The sequence below is a fragment of the Mycobacterium sp. ACS1612 genome (genome assembly GCF_001667505.1).
In the GTDB taxonomy this organism is placed as follows: Bacteria; Actinomycetota; Actinomycetes; order Mycobacteriales; family Mycobacteriaceae; genus Mycobacterium.
Genome location: NZ_LZHZ01000034.1, coordinates 1 through 19,303, shown reverse-complemented (window position 1 = coordinate 19,303; position 19,303 = coordinate 1). Strand labels below are relative to the sequence as shown.

Genomic DNA, 19,303 nt, shown 5'->3' with positions numbered 1-19,303 from the left:
GAGTTGAGGCCGTATGAGCATTTTCGAAGAAGCCGACGTGTCAAGTGAGCCGATCACGAGGCCCATCCGCGCACTGCGTCCAACGCCGTCGACGACCTCGGTGCCAGCCGACACAAGCTTCACCACGACAGAACCTGGTACGCCAAACTGGCAGCAACTGCTGAACACGCCCACGGCGAAGGAACTGGGCCTGCAACGCCGTTCGAAGCCGCTCGCACGCCAGCGCTGGCGTAAGACGCTTAAGAACCTCAGCGGTGGCACCATGCCATCGTCGACGTCAGAGCCGATCGACGTGTCTTTCGCCGACCGAACCAACAGACATGGTGGCGGAGCGAAATGCATCGCCGTGATGTCGCTCAAGGGTGGAGTGGGTAAGACAACGACGACAATCGGATTGGGAGCCACGTTCGCCTCTTGGAGAGGTGACCGCGTGATCGCGGTAGACGCCAACCCGGACTTCGGTACGCTTGCTCAGCGAGGGCCGAATGAAACTCGTTCGACAGTCCGTGATCTGCTCGCTGATCAACACATCGATCGCTACTCCGACATCCGCAGGCATACGTCGCAGAGTTCCAGTCGGCTCGAGTTACTCGCCTCGGAGCGCGATCCTGCGGTTTCTGAAGCATTCTCGGAAACCGACTACCTTGCTGTCCACAAGATCCTTGACCGCTTCTACAACATTATCCTGACCGACTGCGGTACGGGGCTGACGCATTCGGCGATGAACGGCGTCCTCGACACCGCTGACGCGCTGGTTGTGGTCGCGGCACCCGCGGTGGACTCTGCACGTAGTGCGCTGGCGACACTCGACTGGCTGCGGCATCACGGGCACGCCCGACTGGCCTCTACGGCATCAGTCGTTGTCAGTTCAGCTCGCCCAGGCGGGGCGTCGATCAACATCGACAAGATGGCAGGCTACTTTCAGGAGCGTGTCCGGTCGGTCGTCGTCATTCCCTACGACGGTCACCTCGCAGAAGGCGGCGAGATCTCACTCGAGCTGATCAGCCGGAAAGCGCGTCAGGCGTACATGACCCTTGCCTCGTCAGTGGCGGGTGCGTTCGGCGACAGCGATACTGGCCTTCACTGATTCCGGAAGTCAGCGGCCCGGCTCTGTCGATGACCTCCCGTCGGAGCGTCCCTGCTGACGACGCTGAGCGTGATTTCTCGGCTTCGCGCGGATCGCCCCTGGCACACGAGGATCGCCAGGTGTCTGCGATATCGATCCATCGCGTAACCCACCGGCGCCGGTCGCTTCAGCGGAGAGTGGGTCGTACTGGGCGTATTTGGCGCGCAACGCCTCTGCCTTCTGATCTGCGTCGGAGAAGCGCTCAGCCGATTGTTCCGCCCCGGCGTGGGCAGCAGGCTCCGCCTGCCCGGACGCGTAGTACTGCGTGGGCGCCTGTTGGTAGTGGGCCACATAGCCCTGATAGGCAGCGACGAAATCGGCATACGCCGAATACGTCTGCGTGCTTTCCTCCCGCGAGCGGATCGTGCCCGTCTCGCTGAGTAGCGCTCCCACCGCGGCCAAGGATTGCAACGCGTTGAGAACGGCAATTACGGGCAGCATCCAACCCGAATTGCTCGCCGAAAGCCAGGTGGCCAGAGCGTCAAGGAAGCCGGTGACCGCGAAGGCCACCACGATCCAACCCCGGCCGGGTTGCCGCGGCAGTAGTCCGACGGCGGCAATCACCGCTGCGAGCACGGCCAGGCGGACCAAAAACCCTGTGCCCAAAGGTGAGCCGACACTGACCCCGAAGGTGGCCGCGCCAAAGATGGCTACGATTCCCCACAACGAACGGCCGACCCGGTTCGTCGCTTCGGTGGAACCTTCGACCGAGGGCGCGTACCAGTTGTAGCTGTCGGCCGGCATACCGTAGTCGGGATTATGTGTGTGATTTAGATCTGCTGACATGGCTGCTCCCTGATCGTCCGCGTGATTCCCGCCCGGATATACTTGCGAGCAAGAACAAGATCTCAATCACCCATGGTGAATGATGGTCGCAAATAACGCATTTCGTCGTCAGTCGTGACCATAGTCACTATGGTAGATCCGGAGTTTGTCTCGACGTGCACAGTGTCGCGGTCCTCGTCCAGCAGACGCATGGTGACATCTGGCTGCTGTGACGGTCTGGCCTGCGATGGATTGATGACCATCGTGGTGACCCCGGGCCTGACAGAGTGTTCAGCGACGCCGTCGAACATCTCCACCGAATATTCAGACGAGGCGCTGCGGCCGCCGGCACCGATTCGCAGGAAACTCTCGTCGCCGACCTGCCTGACCATCGCAGACCATCCGTCTATTCGGTTGGTGTGAACCCGAATTCGAGCGCCAAGCGCTAACGCTCGCAACACCACCTGCTGCGCCAGATGCAACGTGCCGTACATCTCCACGCGGCCGATATTCGGCCCGAACAGCGTCAGCGCAACCGCTCGGTCGTGCTCGTCGGCACCCAGCAACTGACCGCATCCATAGGCGGGCAACACAAGGCCTTCGACTGCGTCCTCGGTCTTGCCGACGAACCATTGTTGGATAGATCGTCGCGGCGACGGCACTGGCAGACTGCACACCAGTGCCGCATACTGTGCGCCCCGCAATTCACTGAGTCCTCGCAACGGCACTCGAACTCGTCCATGCCTGCTGAACCGCGTCAGCCCACGAAGTGCGACGAAACCGCTGTGTTCATCCCGGCGTAGCGAAACACACAGGGTTGTTGAGTAACTCGGCACCGCCCATAAGCGAGCCAGACCTGCTGTTGTGAACAACGCCGGCCTGAGGGCGAACGAGCGAACCTGGAACCGCCCCCTCCGACAAACCAACCACTTCTCTTCGAGAGCGGCAAGCCCCAATCCGTCTAGTAGTTCATCCGTGGCCAGGCTCACCTCGCGTGCCGGGAGAATCTGAGGTCGAAGCCCGGTGTCCGAAAGCTTGTTCGCCACCCGCCTGGTGGCGATGACCGCAGTTCGTAGGATGCCGTCCCATCCACCGCCACGATTGCGCACTGCTTCCGGGCACAGCGTCGGGTCCAGCCGCACCGTCACCAACACCGACCGGACCGCGATGGCGGGCAGCGGCCCCAGCAGCGCATCGTAGGTCGCAGCGAGCTGGCCGTGGCCGCGCGATCTGGCTCCCTGACTGATGATGTCGATGGAATCGAGTGTTATGTCGAACTGCCGGAGGCAGTCCGCGAGCATCCGCACCGATATCACCTCGCCGGACACTATTCCCGCTCGATCCATCACAGTCAGGGCGTGTGGCTTCTCCTGTATGCGCATCGACGCCGTGAGAACCCTGCCGTCCCAATGAAACCCCATCAACGACCCGTCGCTGAGCTGGAAGTCGAACGGCTCGAAGTGTTGCGCCGTGTGGGTGCGCTGGCGCCGTGTCCACCAGAAGCGAAACCGGCTCACTAGCAGCGTCGCGATTGTCCGGCCGCGGACACGCAGCACAAAGGTCAACGCCACGCAGATGCCGGCTACGACGCCGTACCACCCGCGCCGGCCAAGCGACAACGCAATCGCCAGTCCACTGGTTCCAAGACATTCCAACGCGAGAAGACCGGCGATCGGTACCGCGCGCTGCGGAAGGATGGCGGCCGTCTTAGAAAATCCAGGAGATGCCGCAGACGCGGAAGACGTTAGAAGCCGGGCACTTCCACGACGAGTCAACGCTACCGCCCTTTCGCGGTCGGAAATGCATATCGTTCATTCGGGTGAGTTTTCACCTGCCTACTAACAGTTACGCTGATTGTGGCCGTGTCCATCCATCGGACGTCGATAGGGGGCAAGCATGCCAGCGCAAGTGACAACGCGCGCACAGGTCAACGGGTACCGTTTTCTCATCCGTCGACTGGAACATGCACTCATCCGGGGTGACTCGCGGATGATTCATGACCCGATGCGCGGTCAGATTCGCGCGCTTCTCGTGGGGGTGGTCATCTCGATGCTCGTTGCGGGTGGTGCGACAATACTTGCATTCTTCAAGCCCGCCCCTGATTTCGGCCATTCGGCGATCATGACGAGCAAGACCAACGGCGGCCTCTTCGTGCGGATCGGCGACCATCTGCACCCTGCGCTCAACCTGGCATCGGCACGATTGGTCGCCGGAAAGGCCGATCCTCCACAGCAGGTCGATGACAAGTTTCTCAACACCGTCCCCCTCGGCCCTACCGTCGGCATCGTCGGAGCTCCGAACAATATCGACGGCGGAGACGACATGTCGATGTCCTCGTGGACGGTTTGCGACACCACACGCCAGCCATCCGGTGACCCCCAGGCCGGCGATCCCGGCATCGAGACAACGGTCTTGGCCAACGACCCTGTACTCGGCAACGATATGCATGCCGCATCACCCGACCAAGCTGTCCTCGCGACGAGCGGTGGTGGCACGGTGTACCTCCTCTACAACGGAGTGCGCGCCCCGATCAATCCGGCCGATCCAGTCTTGCGAGGCGCTTTGCAACTCGATGACGGCGAGGTCCGTGAAATGTCGCCGGGCCTGCTGAACTCATTCCCGATGGTCGACCCGATTGTGCCGATCCAGATTCAGGGAACCGGCGTGCCCACAGACTACCTTCCGTCCATGTATCCAGTCGGTTCGCTGTTGAAAACCGTCGATTCGCGTGGCAGCCACACGTATGTCGTACTACAGACCGGATTGCAGCCTGTTTCCGAAGCTACAGCGGACATCATTCGGTACGGTGACCCACGTTCGGCCAGCACTGCAGGGCCGATGAACGTCGCTCCTACGGTTATCAGCGCCGCCCCCATCGTGCACTTGTTGCCGGTTGATCATTACCCCACCACCTCACTGAGCTTCGTTCGACCGGAATCCAATGAGGTGGTGTGCATGTCATGGCTACGAGGCAGCTCCGCCGCTGAAGCGGATAGCCGCCTCGTGGTAGGTCACCGTCTTCCGATACCGAGCGATGCCGAACCCGTGAAGTTGGCATCCGCAGACGGCAGCGGTCCACGGCTCGACAATGTGTACGTGAAGCCTGGCACGGGAGAGTTCGTTCAGGCAACCGGCGACGCGCCGGATAGCCGTGCCGCAGGCCAGCTGTTCTACGTCAGTGACGTCGGTCTGCGTTACCAGATCAGCGATCTCCCCACCGCGGCGACGCTCGGTGTCGTCGGAGTTCGCAGACCCGGGGAGAACGACGCTCCCCAGGCCGCTCCGTGGCCGGTGTTGTCCCTGTTGCCCGCGGGGCCAAAGCTGTCGCAGGAAGCTGCGATGATCGCCCATGACGGGATGCCGGCTGACCCTGGCGGAGCGAAGGTTGTGGTCCCGGCGAGCTGACATCAGATACGTAGACCTCGGAAGTACGCGTACACACCGAGAATCCAGCAAGCCAAAGGAAACACCAAACCAACCGCGATGTATTCAGCGATCTCGACACGGCGCCGAATCGTCGGCGAGAAGTCCAGAGCGGGCGCGACGATGCCGCAAAGGACGACGACAACGGTCAGGGCAATCAACGTCACCGCGGCGTTGACCTGCCAACTGGTCACGAATGTGGCCGTCTTGGCGATTACCGACAATGGAACCGCCAAACCACATCCGATCAGCGCGGCCGACTGAACCAGCCCGTGGTGGCTACGCCCACGCAGACACAACACCGTTGCGACAGCGAACGCGAACGCTGTTCCCTGCCAATAGAAGCCGTTGTCGACATCCGCCACGAGATAACAACCCGCAGCCGCCGTCAGCCCAGCCGCAGCCATGATCCCGGTCAGATACTCCGTCGCCTGCCACACCCGGTCGGTCATCGCCTCTTCGTTGGGAATTACCTGCTTGCCGATCGCACTCACCCCCTCCACGGCCGTGCCGCCTTGGGTTTCGATATCGCCCAGAGGTTCACCGGCCGTCGGAACCCGAGGTACAGGCACGCTGGACAGCAAGATGGTGACCCTTGGTGCCAAATAGACGACGATCACCGAAGCGGTCGTCAGGACCACCGCAACCGAGCGCCCGCTCACTCCGAACACCCCATGCGCCAAGGCGCCCGATCCGCCGAGAAGCGCTACGGCGATCACTCCGCTGTACAGCGTTCGGCCCCGACCGGTGATCAATAGCTGAACAAGCGCAACAAGGGCCACAACGGCAAAGGCCATCGGGAGTGCTTGCAACTCATGTCCACCGGGCAAGATGTCCAGTACCCCCCCGAAGCTCAACGGTAGCGAAATGCCTGCGAGCAGGGCCGCAACACCGGAATTACCGGATCGGTACGGAATGATGCATGCTGCAGCAACACAACCGAGCGCGACGAGGAGAGCGGCGATCGCGGCGCTGGAAATACCCGCCACGGACGCGACCGCGACGCGTGGCAGTAGTACCGCCGCTGCGACGGATAACGCGATGCCGAGTGCGAACCATCCCGCCGTCCAACCGTTTCCGGTGAAACACTGCAAGTGGCGGTCGGCAGCACTCGCCGTGCCTTTCAATTCGTCAATGAGAACCGACGATTCATTCGCGCCGATCTCGTGAATGACCAACAGCTCACCGTCGTATACGCCCAGTTCGGCGAGGGACCGACCAGGGTCGAGCGCGGCTCCGGTCAATCGGGCGAAAGTCATTCGGCCTTCGGCATTCTCGAACTCAGGCTCATCTTCCCGCGCGGCCAGCTGCTGGTTTGCCAGATCGATGACATCGTTGACGACTGCCGAGATACGCACCCGCGATGGCACCCCGACGTCGACCAGCACCCCCCCTACCAGAACGGTGATCCTGCTCAACTCGAGTTCGTCATCGGGCTCGGCATCAATTCCCGGGCGGGCTGCGGGTGCCGTCACCAGACCTCGCCCATCCTCTTCGCAATTGCCACGATGCGACAGTACCGTTGTCCGAGTTGACCGTTCGGCGATGAGGGATGCACGCGGGCGCATCTCCGTGTTACATCGCAAGTATGACCAGGATCACATTTCTGTGATCGACCACTCGCGCAGTCGAATGAGTTTGCATTTGATGCGGAGGGCCATATCGGTTCGACATCGAAGTCCACATCAACGCGGGAGGCGCCTTGGCTAGGCAGGGATTCGCCCGGCGGCTTCGAGTAGCACCGCCACGCATGCCCGGTGGCGAAGTAACGCTGCAATCTCCTCCCGAAGTGCCGCGCATCATTCCGGGCAACCTCTTGGGCAAGTTGTTGCCGATTGTCATGCTGGTCGCCGTCGTCGGCATGGTCGCTCTGATGCTCACGGTGGGAGGCCGCGACGTCACGCGTAACCCCACTTTTCTCATCTTCCCCATGATGATGGTGATGTCCCTGGCAGGTATGTTCGCCCAAGGCGGTGGCAGAGGCGGCAAAGCCGCAGCCGAACTGGACGAAGAGCGCAAGGATTTCTTCAGCTACTTGGCCACCTTGCGTAGCGACGCCAACGACACCGCCGAAGCGCAACGCGCGGCCCTGGAGTGGAGCCACCCAGATCCACGAACCCTGATCGAAGTAGCGGCGACCCGCCGAATGTGGGAGCGCCGACCGACGGACCACGACTTCTGCCATGTCCGGGTCGGCGTCGGGACTCATCGGCTCGCTACCCGGCTCATGGCGCCTGAGACCGGTCCACCGGAAGACTTGGAGCCAGTATCGACCGTCGCATTACGGCGGTTCGTCACGGCACATTCGGTGGTCCATGCCCTTCCTACGGCGGTGTCACTACGTGCGTTTCCAGCGATCTGGCTCAACGGTGACCGTGACCTGAGTCAGCAACTGGTTCGGTCGATGATTCTGGAGCTGTGCGCATTTCACGGTCCGGACCACCTCCAGGTCGCGCTGGTGACGGCAGACCCCGACGGGGAGAGTTGGAATTGGGTCAAGTGGCTGCCACACGCTCAGCACGCGTCGACGCAGGACGGTTGCGGGACTATGCGCATGCTCTACCCATCGCTGGAGCTACTGGAGAATTCGTTGGCAGCGGATCTCGCCGAACGCGGCCGGTTCGCCCGCAACGCCCAGCCGACGCAGGGAGTCAAGCAACTCGTCGTCGTCATCGACGACGGTTACGTCACCGGCAGCGAACGACTCGTCACCGACGCGGGATTGGACAGCGTCACAGTCCTCGATCTCAATGGCACGCCGGCGGCCACAGCGGCGGGCCGCGGTCTCCAACTCGTGGTCGAAGGCGATGACATCGGGGCACGCACCGCTGCGGGTACCGAGCGTTTCGCCAGCCCTGATCGCATGACACTTGTCGAGGCCGAGGCGACCGCACGGGCCTTCAGTCGTTTTCGTCCCGGTGGTGCCGCGCATATCATGAACCTGGAATCTGAAACCCGCGCCAGTGATCCAGGTTTGATGGCGTTGCTGAAGATCCCCGATGCTGCCGAGATCGTTCCTGAGACAGTATGGCGCAAACCCAGCCCGCGTAGCCGGCTGCGGGTCCCGGTCGGCTACACCCCGTCCGGTCAGCCCCTGGAACTGGATATCAAGGAATCGGCTGAGGGCGGCATGGGTCCGCACGGTCTGTGCATCGGAGCGACCGGCTCGGGGAAGTCAGAGTTTCTCCGCACCCTGGTGTTGGCGATGATCACGTCACATTCACCGGAGATGCTGAACCTGGTGCTGGTCGATTTCAAGGGTGGCGCGACGTTCCTCGGTTTGGAAGGTGTGCCCCACATCGCCGCGATCATCACCAACCTCGAAGACGAGTTGACGATGGTCGACCGTATGCGGGACGCACTCGCGGGTGAAATGAACCGCCGACAGGAGCTGCTGCGCGCGGCGGGCAACTTTCCGAACGTGACCGAGTACGAACGTGCTCGCGCCAACGGGGCGGCCCTGGATCCTCTTCCCGCACTTTTCATTGTCGTCGACGAGTTTTCCGAGTTGCTTTCGCAAAAGCCTGATTTCGCTGAGCTGTTCGTCATGATCGGCAGGCTCGGCCGCTCACTGCACATCCATCTGTTGCTTGCGTCCCAACGGCTGGAGGAGGGCAAGCTCCGCGGTCTCGACTCGCATCTGTCGTACCGGATAGGCCTCAAGACTTTCTCAGCCGGCGAGTCCCGCAGCGTGCTCGGCGTTCCTGATGCATACCACTTGCCGAGCATTCCTGGCTCCGCATTTTTGAAATGTGACGCCGACGAACCCATCCGCTTCAACGCGTCCTACGTCTCCGGGGAGTACGTCAAACCCAGGGTGGCGCCGCGTACGGGCCGGACCTCGCAGTTAGGTGTTTTGGCGCCCAAACTGTTCACCGCCACTCCTGTAGAAAAGGATTCCGCACCGGTCGTGCCGACCATCGACGACGACGAGGTCGAAGAGCCCGAGGTCTCGTCTTCACCGACAAAGACCACGCTGCTCGATGTGGTTGCCGGTCGGTTACGCGGACACGGCAGGGGTGCCCATGAAGTGTGGTTGCCGCCGCTGGATGCCAGCCCGGCAGTCAATTCTCTCCTGCCGGAGGAAAATTGGCAGAATCAAGACATTCTCAACTGGGGTTTGCGACTTCCGATCGGCGTGGTCGATCGCCCGTACGATCAGCGTCGAGATGTGCTGATGGTCGATCTGTCCGGGGCCAGTGGCAACGTCGCGGTAGTCGGAGGTCCGCAGTCGGGTAAGTCCACCACGATTCGAACACTGATCATGGCTGCGGCCGCTACCCACACGCCCGAACAGCTACAGTTCTACTGCCTGGACTTCGGTGGCGGTACGCTCGCCAGCCTGACGAACCTGCCCCACGTCGGCAGTGTCGCCGGACGTATGGATGCTGACAGGATTCGTCGAACCGTGGCCGAGGTCACCGGCCTGATGCGCGAACGTGAACTCCGATTTCGCGACCTGGCGATCGAATCGATGCGCGACTTCCGTCAGCGCAAGGCCAGGTTGGCCACGATGCCACCGGACGAGGCGGCCCGAGACCCGTTGAGCGAGGACAGGTTCGGCGATGTCGTGCTGGTCGTCGACGGATGGGCATCGATCAAAAGTGATTTCGACATGCTCGAGCCCGCGTTGCAGGCTATCGCTATCGGTGGCCTCTCCTATGGCATCCACCTCGCTGTGACGGCCAGTCGCTGGATGGAGATTCGCCCCGCGGTGAAAGACATGCTCGGTAGCCGTATCGAGCTGCGGATGGGAGACCCCATCGACAGCGAAATCGGGCGTAGGTTCGCCGAACTCGTCCCCGTCGGACGGCCCGGCCGCGGAATGAACCCACAACATCTGCACATCCTGATCGGGTTACCGCGCCTGGATTCGAATTCCGATATCGAGAGTCTCCCGACGGGTGTGGCGGCCGCCTGCGAGGCGGTGCGAGAGAAATATGGTGACCGCCGAGCAGCGCCTGTCAGGATGCTGCCACACAAGGTCGACCGGACCGTCGTCGTCGAGACTGCCCGCGAGTCGGGCACCATCGGAAGCGCGAAGGTCGCGATCGGCATCGGTGAGGCGGATCTGGCGCCTGTGGTGATCGATTTTGACATCCAACCCCACCTGGTGGTGTTCGGTGACACCGAATGCGGCAAGACCGGCCTGCTGCGCAACATCACCGCCGGCTTGATGGAGAACAACTCCTCGCAAGACTGCAAGATCATCCTGGTCGACTTTCGCCGCACCCTACTTGGAGTCGTGGACAACGACTATCTCGGCGGCTACGCCACCGCAGCACCGTCATGCACCGAACTGATGACCTCGCTCGCAGAAGCGTTGAAGGGGCGCCTCCCACCGAGCGACATCACACAGCAGCAGCTCAAGGAAAGATCGTGGTGGAGCGGGCCGGATCTGTATGTGTTGATCGATGACTATGACTTGGTTTCCGGAGGCTCGCTCAGCAACCCGCTTCAGCCGTTGATCGAATACCTCCCACAGGCGCGGGATATCGGCTTACGCGTGGTCATCGCCCGCCGAATCGGCGGTGCAGGACGGGCTTTGATGGATCCAATCATCGGGCGACTCAAGGATCTTTCGTGCAACGGCCTGGTGATGAATGGATCGAAGGAAGAAGGGTCGATCTTCGGCTATCGAGCTCAACCAATGCCTGTCGGACGCGGCATGCTCATCTCCCGGACCTTGGCAAGTGACGTGATTCAACTCAGCTACATGCCCGACCAATGACTGGCATACGAGAAGTGGTCGACCTGAACGATTCCCGGACAGTCTCCGCTGTCCCGGATCGAGTGCGCCTGTCCGTGTTGGGCGCTCGTACCCAGGTGGACGTTTCGCTGCCGCAGGATGTGCCAATCGGCCTCCTCTTGCCGGACCTGATGAGGCTGGTGCGGTCTCGCGAAACAATCGACGCCCCTGTCTCCGAGAGAGAATTCCCCAAAGACGCCAATCGGATCGTCTGGTCGCTGATCCGCCTTCGGGAACGAACGCCCCTGCAACTGTCAAATACCCTGCGCCAGGAGAAAATTGTAGACGGTGAGCTGCTGCGTCTGACATCTGAGCGGGCCCTGTCAGCGCCCACGCTCTACGACGATGTCGTGGATGCGGCCGCCCGTTTGAACAAAACTGGATATCCGAGTTGGAACGCTACGGCCGCGCGATGGATGGCTTTCGCCGGTGTCTACCTGGCATCCGCAATGTGGGTGTATTTTCTGGTCGCTCGGGCGCTGCGCCCGAATCGTCCAGCTTTGGTAGGTCTCTCGGTCGTGGTGGCCGTCGCCTTGGTTGGCGTCGGCGCATTGGCATGCCGTTCGTACGGGCGGTCGGACGTCGGAGCAGCGATGGGATGGGCTTCGATCCCGATATTCTCCGGTGTCGTCTGGGCTGGACTGTCGGGGGTCGGCGGTTACGGGTTGGCGGCTGGCAGCGCGGGCATGGTGGGTGTCTGCTATGCGGTGTTCAGGGCGATCGGCACTGGCCACTGGGGCTACCTCGGTGCCGGCCTGTTCTTCGCAGCCAGTTCAGGGGCGCTTGCCGCGCACGCCGTCGGTGTGGGTGCGCCCGTCGTCGGCGCTGCGACCGCGGCCATCGCCACGCTGAGCTGCCTTGCCGTGCCCATGCTGAAAACGCGATCAGCACGTCTCGGCCCATCGGTCGGCGAGCCGCGAGGCAATCGACAGTCCGCTGACCCCTTCTTGCCAGACGAACAGGACGTACCCGAACAGGCCGTTGCAGACTCACCTGCGGTTACGACGAATGTTTGGGAGCGCGTGCGGACGACAACCTTGACTCGCGCAGGAATCTATGCCGGCCTGGCCAGCTCTGCCGTTGTCGGGGCTTCAACCATCCTGACGTCGTCGCCTCAAACCGACTGGCCGAGTGTGGCGTTCACTTCGGCCTGCGCGGCAGCACTGGGGATCTACGCTCAACGGGCCACGACGGCGGTCGAGCGGGCGGCCCTGGCAGTACCCGCCTTCGCCGTCACCGTGATGACTTGTGCGGTTGCTCAGTCGGGTCGTCAGCCCATGCCGCCTGTCGCGTTCGCGGTTCTGCTCGTCTCGACGGTCGCATCCGCCTTCATCGCGGTGAAGCCGCCGACCGAGCGATTGGCCAGGCGGACTCGGCAAGCCGTTGATTACATGACGTATCTCGCGACGGCCGCCGTGATTCCGTTGGCTCTCTGGGCGGTGGGCGCTTTCGCAGGTTTGGGCATCTCGTGACGCGCTGGGTATCGCTGCTGCTCGTCATGCTGCTCGTCGTAGGCGGGGCGATGGCGCCCGCGTGCGCGGTGGCGATCGAGCCTCCCCAGGTACCCCCGGGTCCACCCCCGGCTGGTCCGGTAGCCCCCCCGGGACCGACCGAGCAGAAGGCGGTTTGCGGGATGGGGACGGTGTTCCCGAATACCCAATTCAGAAACCGGACGATTGCCGACACACTGCTCGATTACAAGGCGGCATGGCGTTTTTCGCGCGGCGCCGGGCAGAAGGTCGCGGTCATCGACACTGGAGTGATGCCGAATCCCCGGCTTCCAGGACTTCAGCCCGGCGGCGACTACGTGTCAGCGTCGAACGGGTTGGTGGACTGCGACGCGCACGGCACGCTGGTAGCCGGACTCATCGCCGCGGCCCCAAGCACCGACGATGCGTTCGCAGGAGTGGCACCCGACGCCACCATTCTGTCGATCCGGCAGGCCAGCGGCGCCTACGGGGCGCAGGGAACCGGTGCGCGGCAGAATGACCCGAACGCCACCTCGCCTGGCTACGGCAGTACGCAGACGCTTGCGCTGGCGATAGTGCATGCCGTCGATCTGGGGGCGACGGTCATCAACATTTCCGACGTGGCTTGCGCAGCGGTCGGCGCTGGTATGGATGACGCCGCAGTCGGCCAAGCCGTGCGTTACGCGTTCGAGAGGAATGTCGTCGTCGTCGCCGCCACAGGCGATCTCGCCTCCGAAGGATTGTGCAGCGCGCAAAATGAAGTCCGCGATCCGAACCTTCCCCTCGCAGACGGTTGGCGCACGGCGCGCACCATCGCCAGCCCCGCGTGGTTCGGCGACTATGTTCTCGCCGTCGGTGCTGTTACGCCCGATGCCAGGCCCAGTGAGTTCTCCCTCCATGGCCCGTGGGTCGATGTCGCCGCGCCGGGGGAGAAAGTTTCCTCGCTGGACCCCAACGGTGTCGGGCTTGTCAACGCCTTCCCAGACGGAAAGGGCGGGATGGTGCCGCTCAATGGCACGGGGTTCGCCGCGCCCCTTGTCTCCGGAGTGGTCGCCCTGGTTCGCTCCCGGTTCCCGGAACTGTCGGCAGCGCAGGTGATGAACCTCATCAAGCGAACCGCGCACACACCGCAGGCAGGCCCCAACGCGGAGACCGGATACGGCGTCGTCGACCCGGTCGCGGCGTTGACATATCAGCTACCGCCCGCGGCCAGCATGGACGCTCCCCCTGGGGGGCAGCCGATTTCCGGGTCGCCGAGGCAGGATCCGAGCAGTTCCCGCTTCCGCAATATCGTGCTCGTCGCAGTGAGTACATGTGTGGCACTGGCAGCCATCGCCGTCGCGGTGATCAAGAAACCGGCTCAATGATGATGGCGGAGAAGGAGTACGACAGTGGCGACACATGAGTGGCCCGAGGAAGATTCGCAAGTCGTGCGACGAGAACTTGACGACATCGACAGCAGGGCGGCGCGATTGATGGCCCAGATGGCGTCGCGACGGGCGCGCAGGCCGGTCGCTGAACCGCCGGCCGAACCGGATGAAGCTATCCACACGGATGAACAGTCCGAGTTCGAGTACCCGCGCGCCGCGGACGACGAATTGAGTTTCGAGGCGGTCGATCTCGACCCCAGCGAATCGGTCGTTGCCGATAGCACTGGCACCGAAGCCGACGAATCGATCATTCCTGAGACGCCGCAGCGTGATGATGACGCGATATCGGAGACCCGGGGTCGGCATCGTTCGACACGCCGCATGGCAACGCCCCCGTGGCAGTCCGCGGGCACCTCGATGAGCCGGCCCGTCCACGCCAGTCCTGACTTTGTCGAAAGACTGAACGACGCCGACTCCGGGGATGACGGTGAGGAATCAGAGGCCGGCACCGAGCAAGCACCCGGTCCCGCGGCGTCGGCACGGCCGGGGTGGCCGGCCGGGATGCAGCCGCCACCCGTTGGTTGGCAAGCGCCACAACCAGGTTGGCCGCCGATGATGCCTCCGCCTCCCATGCCGCCCGGTTGGCAGGGACCGCCGCCGTGGATGCCTCCGCCGCCGGGACAGGGCTGGCCAGGCCTTTCACCACGCCGTATGCCGCAACCGGGCGCCGAATACGGTCCACGGGAGGCCGGGGACGCACTCGCTGGAGGTCGCCACTCCGTCCATCAGCCGGGCGCGCAGCCTTATCCGCCTCCCGATGATTTCTCTATGCCGGAGATGTTTGAGGAACCATCGTCACTCGATGACGCCGAGATCCTCAGTCGCGATCACTACGTACCGAAATCCGGTTGGCGGCGCTTCGTGCACAGAGCCACCGGTGGGCGGCTCAATCCCGGTGTGTCGCGCAAGGAGGGTGACTTTCAGGACCTGCTCGAGCAGATCCGGCAGCCTATAGTAGGCGATTTCCGGATCGCGGTGCTCTCCATCAAGGGCGGCGTCGGAAAGACCACGACCACTCTGGGTTTGGGCTCGGCTTTGGCGATGGTTCGCGCTGATCGTGTGATCGCGATCGACGCCAATCCCGACCGCGGAACCCTCGCCGAACGCGTGGCGGACACGTCAACGATGTCGACCGTGCGCGACCTACTTCGCGATCCGAGCATCAGGCGCTACGCCGATGTGCGCCATCACACCCGACTGGCGACGAGCAGGCTCGAGGTGCTGGCGAGTGAACAGGATCCCGCGGTGGCAGAGATCTTCGGTGAAGAAGACTACCGACGCACGGTGGAGATCCTCCGCAGCTACTACAACGTCATCCTCACCGATTGCGGCACCGGAATCATGCATTCCGCGATGGCCGGTGTGCTGGATCTGGCGCATGCCATTGTGTTGGTGAGTTCGCCGGCGATCGATGCCGCACGAAGCGCGTCCGCCACATTGGACTGGCTCGACCAGCACGATCACGCCGATCTGGTCCGCGAAGCGCACGTGGTGCTCAGCGAGTCACACCCGAGTTCGGCGACCGTGAAACTCGACAAGGTTTACGAGCACTTCGAGACCCGGTGCGGATCGATCCACGTGATTCCGTTCGAGCCCCATCTCGCCGAAGGCGCCGACTTCGACTTCAGTCTGCTTAGACCGGCCACACTGCAGGCCTTTCTGGACCTCGCCGGCGCCGTATCCGAGAAATTTTCGCGGCTGCGCGCACCAACCGACCCTCACTGAAACGATGGGCTTCGACGTCGGAGCAGACGCGCGCCGTTGGCCCACTCCCCTTCGAAGGCCATCCGCGAAGCGGTCCGGTCCGGTCGGTGTCGGCGCCAAGGCATCCGGAATTTGTGTGAACACCCGGCCCGTCGCTGGGTTGGTGGCGTCGAGGTAATCGCCACCCGCAGACTCGACGAAGCCGTCGTCGATGAACAGCCGGAGCGGGTCACTTTAGGCACGGCTGAACCAGATCCAGATTTCGTAACATCGGATATGCCTTTCTGGTGGCGGTGAACCACCGAAGCTCTCGTGACCCGCTTCGCTTCTATTCATGTCCTGGGCTGTCGCAGAAGTTAAATCCTTAGTCTGTGGACGGCTGCGGCCCGTTCTTGAACCTGTCGGGCGGCGCGCTTTGAGGCGCCGCTCACGCAGAGACACGCGCCGGTCTCGCTCTCACGTCATACGCTCGACGAGGAATCGAATTGGCGATGTCATCGCGACCAGCGGCGTCCCCGCGGGGAGAACTCATCCCGAAGTTGCGCGTCCTGCGCATCGCGCAGGGCCTCGACGCTCCGCGCAACGGGCAAAGCGATACGTTGCGGCACGCCACCCGCCAGTTCCGAAATCCACGCCCTTGGACCAAACGATGCCTCTAATCCCGCCCCGTCCGGCTGCCCCGGACCACCAATGAGGTTGCTATCACTGGTTGATTCGCGACTACCCCCGTGGTCGGGTTGTTTTGCCCCCGAACTGCGGCCATCGCTTTCGCCGGTTGTCTTCGCTGCGTCGCGACTCGGCGGCGGTTCCGACGCGGACGGTGGGCGCTGTCCCGCAACGTCGTGTCGTGTGCTCGAAACCCGTTGACGGGCTTGGCCTGCAACATGCGACGCAGCCTCGTCACGTGACGCCTGGCCGCCATGGAATCCCGCGGCGCGGAGGTCTTCGATTGCGTATGGGAGTTCTTGGAAGTGTCTTATGGTTTGTTCGAGGTTGTCGAGGTGGTCGACCAGGTCTTGGGCGTATTGGGCTGTGGTTCGGTGTTCGATCAGGGCTGCAGCGGCTAGTTGGCCAGCGCTGGTGGCTTGACGGTTTTCCGCAACCATCAGATAGCCGGCACTCATGCCCTCCCCGATTTGTCTGCTCAGGCTGTAGGCGGGTTCACCCTCCTTGTTGTTGTTTTTCTGCACTGTGCTCTTGGACTGCGAAATAGCCCCGACGGCGGCCAAAGCGGTTGATGCCACGGCCAATCCACTGATCGCAGGGGTGGTGAGGTGAGAGGAGCCACCGAAGTGCGCGGCCACCCCGCGGGGCAACAACGTGGCCACTCCTGATCCGAATACGCCGCCATGAAAGGTCTGGTTGAAGCGCTGTACGAGTTGAGCTTTCAACTCAGGCCATGTGTACTTGCTCAGCGCTTCGCGTGCCACCACATGCAGCCAACCCCAACGGCCGCTGGCAGCGATCATGGTTCGCGCGACCGCACCCCGGGGGTCCAACTGGTCGAACTGGCCCGTTTGCAGCAGGTCCAATTCGCGTTGCAGAACTTCACCCTGCTCGGCAGGCAGCGTCTTGACATCGGTTTTGTACAAGTTACGCACCACCTTGCCGATGGCCTCGGGCGGTGAAGAAAACAAGCCTCGAACCTTGCCCGCGTCGATCCCGGCCGCGGTGACCGGCTCTCCACGCCCCCACTGGTCGCGACCGATGTCGTTGAACAGATCGGCGTACATGACGTTGAGCTGAGTCTTGAACCTGACCTTGTTGTATTCGTCCCATGAGGCCCCGCCATGCCCCAAGCCCTGCAGCAGCATGTTGACCCCGGCCTGGAGCCCGAAGAGATTCAGCGGCGACAACGTCTGGGCGCGCAACCCCGTATCGGCAGCCGATTGCGATGAAACACCGGAGAACAGGCCTAGCAGCGTCGATATCGGTGCCCTGAAGACCCGTACCGGCATCTGCCAAAACGCGCCCTCCTGCTGCCGCTGCAGCCCGCCCTGGACGGTAAAAAGCTGCTGCTGCTTGGCATGCACGGTCGACCTGCCGGTGGTCACTGCGGTACTGGCTTGCCGCAGCTCCTCACGCTTCTGGGCCGATACGCTCGCCAGATAGTCCGCGAGTTGGGTTGGAGACATAGCCGCCAACCCGTCGGTCAGCTGCTGAAACTCCGCAACCCTCAGGGTGTAGGTCTCGCTGGCCTCCTGCGCCTCCCGGGCGGCCTGGGTCAACCGCACTTTGTAGTTGATGGTGTCCTTATCGACCTCAATGAACGGGCCGTTGCCCTTGGCGAGGTGCTCGGAAAGGGTGATCACCGCCGGCTGGGCAGCCGCGGCACTGCCGATCTGGACCACCACGAAACCCGCACTGGCCCCGAACGAGGCAGTCGACCCGTGCGTCAGTCCGATGACAGGAACCACGACGTACTGCAAGACAGTGCCCAGCAATGTAGCGCTCGGATACACCACCCCAGACTTGTAGCTCGTCGACTTCACCTCGTCGATGTCGTGATCGCTCAAACCCGCCGCCCGCATGAAAGTCGTTACGTCGTCGCCGTCGAACACCTTGGCCACCTCATCGTGGCTACTGACCTGCTCGCCGGCATGCAGGGCGCGCGGCCCAAAAGGCCGCTTGTTGATCAGCGCAGCGATCGCGTTGAGGTCGATGTGACGCTCCCGGGACGCCTTGGCCACCTCGGCCATCCCCGCAAGGGTGCCCGGGAACCGCGCAATCGACGTCGGCTCCTGCGCCTCTACATCACCGACCGAAGCCAACGCCGATGAATCCCGATCGCCCGAGCCCTGCCCGCTTGACCGATGCGCCGCCGCCAACGGATAGGCTCCGGGCATTGCGGGCTCTTCCGAGTGGAGATCCGCGTCTGCCGATCCCGGTCCGCCATCGTCGACATCTGCTGTAGTGAAGAAACTTTCGTCGATTATCCCATGCCCAGCGCCCAAGGCCCGCTCGCGAACATCGCGATTGTTCGACGACGGTCCAGTCACCGAATCACGCGCCCCCACGTACGCACCGACAGCAGATCCGCCCCGATCACCGAATGTCCAACTCCCCGGCATTGGATGCACCACTTGATCGGCGTCGCCCGACAGCGCCTCGTCCAGCGGATTCGAAATGTGTTGCCGCAAATGGTCATGACGTCCAACCCTCGCCGACTCGCGCCTCCGATACGGCTCCGTCCCACCCGAGTTCCGAGGGTCGGTTCTCGAAATCGCGGAGCTTTCGTCCGAATCCAGGTTTGCCACCCCCACCGCACCGAGGGAGTCGGACCACTGGACTGGCGCCCACGCGTCGTAATGATTGTCCCCGTTGTAGAACACAGTGACACTGCGCTCAGCACCTTCCGGACCCGCCTGAGGGGATAGATGACCGACTTGGTGGACCTGAACCCCCATCGCATGACCCACCAACAATGCAAACGTATCCCCGAACACGCCCCGCCAACCGCTACCCGCCCAATCCCGCACCGCAGCCACCAAACCCGCGAACTCATCGTCGGTGAGCCGATGAAAACCGGCCTCTCGCACCGCCGCCGACAACTCCGCCCGCCGAAGCCAACCCACCCTGGGCACCGCAGCACGGCGCTGCAGATAGGCGAACTGCTCGCGCGGACTCAACACCACCC

The 19,303-nt window shown here is 63.0% G+C and carries 10 protein-coding genes and 1 pseudogene; 7 read left to right on the top strand and 4 right to left on the bottom strand.

Translation table 11 applies throughout. From position 1 onward, the window contains the following. Positions 1-100 precede the first annotated feature (100 nt). Positions 101-1,087 (top strand): MinD/ParA family protein, encoded by a 987-nt coding sequence (locus A5724_RS14910; protein WP_232004847.1) that lies wholly within the window; start codon positions 101-103, stop codon positions 1,085-1,087. Between the two features lie 9 nt (positions 1,088-1,096). Here A5724_RS14910 and A5724_RS14905 read toward each other — a convergent pair whose 3' ends face one another. Both A5724_RS14905 and eccE read right to left on the bottom strand, forming a co-directional pair. Beyond that, a complete protein-coding gene (locus tag A5724_RS14905; RefSeq protein WP_156752290.1) occupies positions 1,097-1,912 on the bottom strand; it encodes a DUF5336 domain-containing protein in 816 nt (271 codons plus the stop codon). A 62-nt stretch (positions 1,913-1,974) separates the two neighbouring features. After that, positions 1,975-3,546 carry a type VII secretion protein EccE gene (eccE, locus tag A5724_RS14900; RefSeq protein ID WP_232004855.1) on the bottom strand — a complete coding sequence of 524 codons (1,572 nt, stop codon included), beginning with the start codon at positions 3,544-3,546 and terminating at the stop codon, positions 1,975-1,977. A gap of 241 nt (positions 3,547-3,787) precedes the next feature. Here eccE and eccB point away from each other — a divergent pair, with 241 nt between their 5' ends. Then, positions 3,788-5,296 (top strand): type VII secretion protein EccB, encoded by a 1,509-nt coding sequence (gene eccB, locus A5724_RS14895; protein WP_067802963.1) that lies wholly within the window; start codon positions 3,788-3,790, stop codon positions 5,294-5,296. 2 nt (positions 5,297-5,298) lie between these two features. Here the strand turns inward: eccB and eccD (A5724_RS14890) are convergent, their stop codons facing one another. Continuing rightward, positions 5,299-6,789, bottom strand: a complete 1,491-nt coding sequence (gene eccD / locus A5724_RS14890; protein WP_067802960.1) for a type VII secretion integral membrane protein EccD — start codon at positions 6,787-6,789, stop codon at positions 5,299-5,301. Between the two features lie 227 nt (positions 6,790-7,016). Between eccD (A5724_RS14890) and eccCa the strand changes: the two genes are divergently transcribed. The 4 genes and pseudogenes from eccCa to A5724_RS33120 all read left to right on the top strand — a co-directional run. Beyond that, on the top strand, positions 7,017-11,045 hold the full coding sequence (eccCa, locus tag A5724_RS14885; RefSeq protein ID WP_197518663.1) for a type VII secretion protein EccCa: 4,029 nt from the start codon (positions 7,017-7,019) through the stop codon (positions 11,043-11,045). Then, entirely contained in the window at positions 11,042-12,535 is a 1,494-nt protein-coding gene (gene eccD, locus A5724_RS14880; RefSeq protein WP_082965033.1) for a type VII secretion integral membrane protein EccD, read from the top strand. Before eccCa ends, eccD (A5724_RS14880) begins: the two co-directional genes overlap by 4 nt. Positions 12,536-12,561: 26 nt before the next feature. Then, positions 12,562-13,899: a type VII secretion-associated serine protease mycosin gene (gene mycP / locus A5724_RS14875; protein WP_067803170.1), complete on the top strand. Its 1,338-nt coding sequence runs from the start codon at positions 12,562-12,564 to the stop codon at positions 13,897-13,899. A gap of 402 nt (positions 13,900-14,301) precedes the next feature. After that, positions 14,302-15,687 (top strand): annotated as a pseudogene (locus A5724_RS33120) (AAA family ATPase); the annotation flags it as partial. A gap of 473 nt (positions 15,688-16,160) precedes the next feature. Here the strand turns inward: A5724_RS33120 and A5724_RS14865 are convergent. Then, the gene (locus A5724_RS14865; RefSeq protein WP_156752289.1) at positions 16,161-18,683 is read right to left on the bottom strand and encodes a hypothetical protein; all 2,523 of its coding nucleotides are present in this window, start codon (positions 18,681-18,683) and stop codon (positions 16,161-16,163) included. 393 nt (positions 18,684-19,076) lie between these two features. Between A5724_RS14865 and A5724_RS34600 the strand changes: the two genes are divergently transcribed. Beyond that, on the top strand, positions 19,077-19,303 hold a 227-nt coding region (locus A5724_RS34600; protein ID WP_232004844.1), incomplete at its 3' end, for a hypothetical protein.

Bases quoted from the DNA above. Each gene is read 5' to 3' on its own strand.
- A5724_RS14905 (WP_156752290.1), bottom strand. From the start codon at position 1,912: ATGTCAGCAGATCTAAATCACACACATAATCCCGACTACGGTATGCCG.
- eccB (WP_067802963.1), top strand. From the start codon at position 3,788: ATGCCAGCGCAAGTGACAACGCGCGCACAGGTCAACGGGTACCGTTTT.
- eccD (WP_082965033.1), top strand. From the start codon at position 11,042: ATGACTGGCATACGAGAAGTGGTCGACCTGAACGATTCCCGGACAGTC.
- mycP (WP_067803170.1), top strand. From the start codon at position 12,562: ATGCTGCTCGTCGTAGGCGGGGCGATGGCGCCCGCGTGCGCGGTGGCG.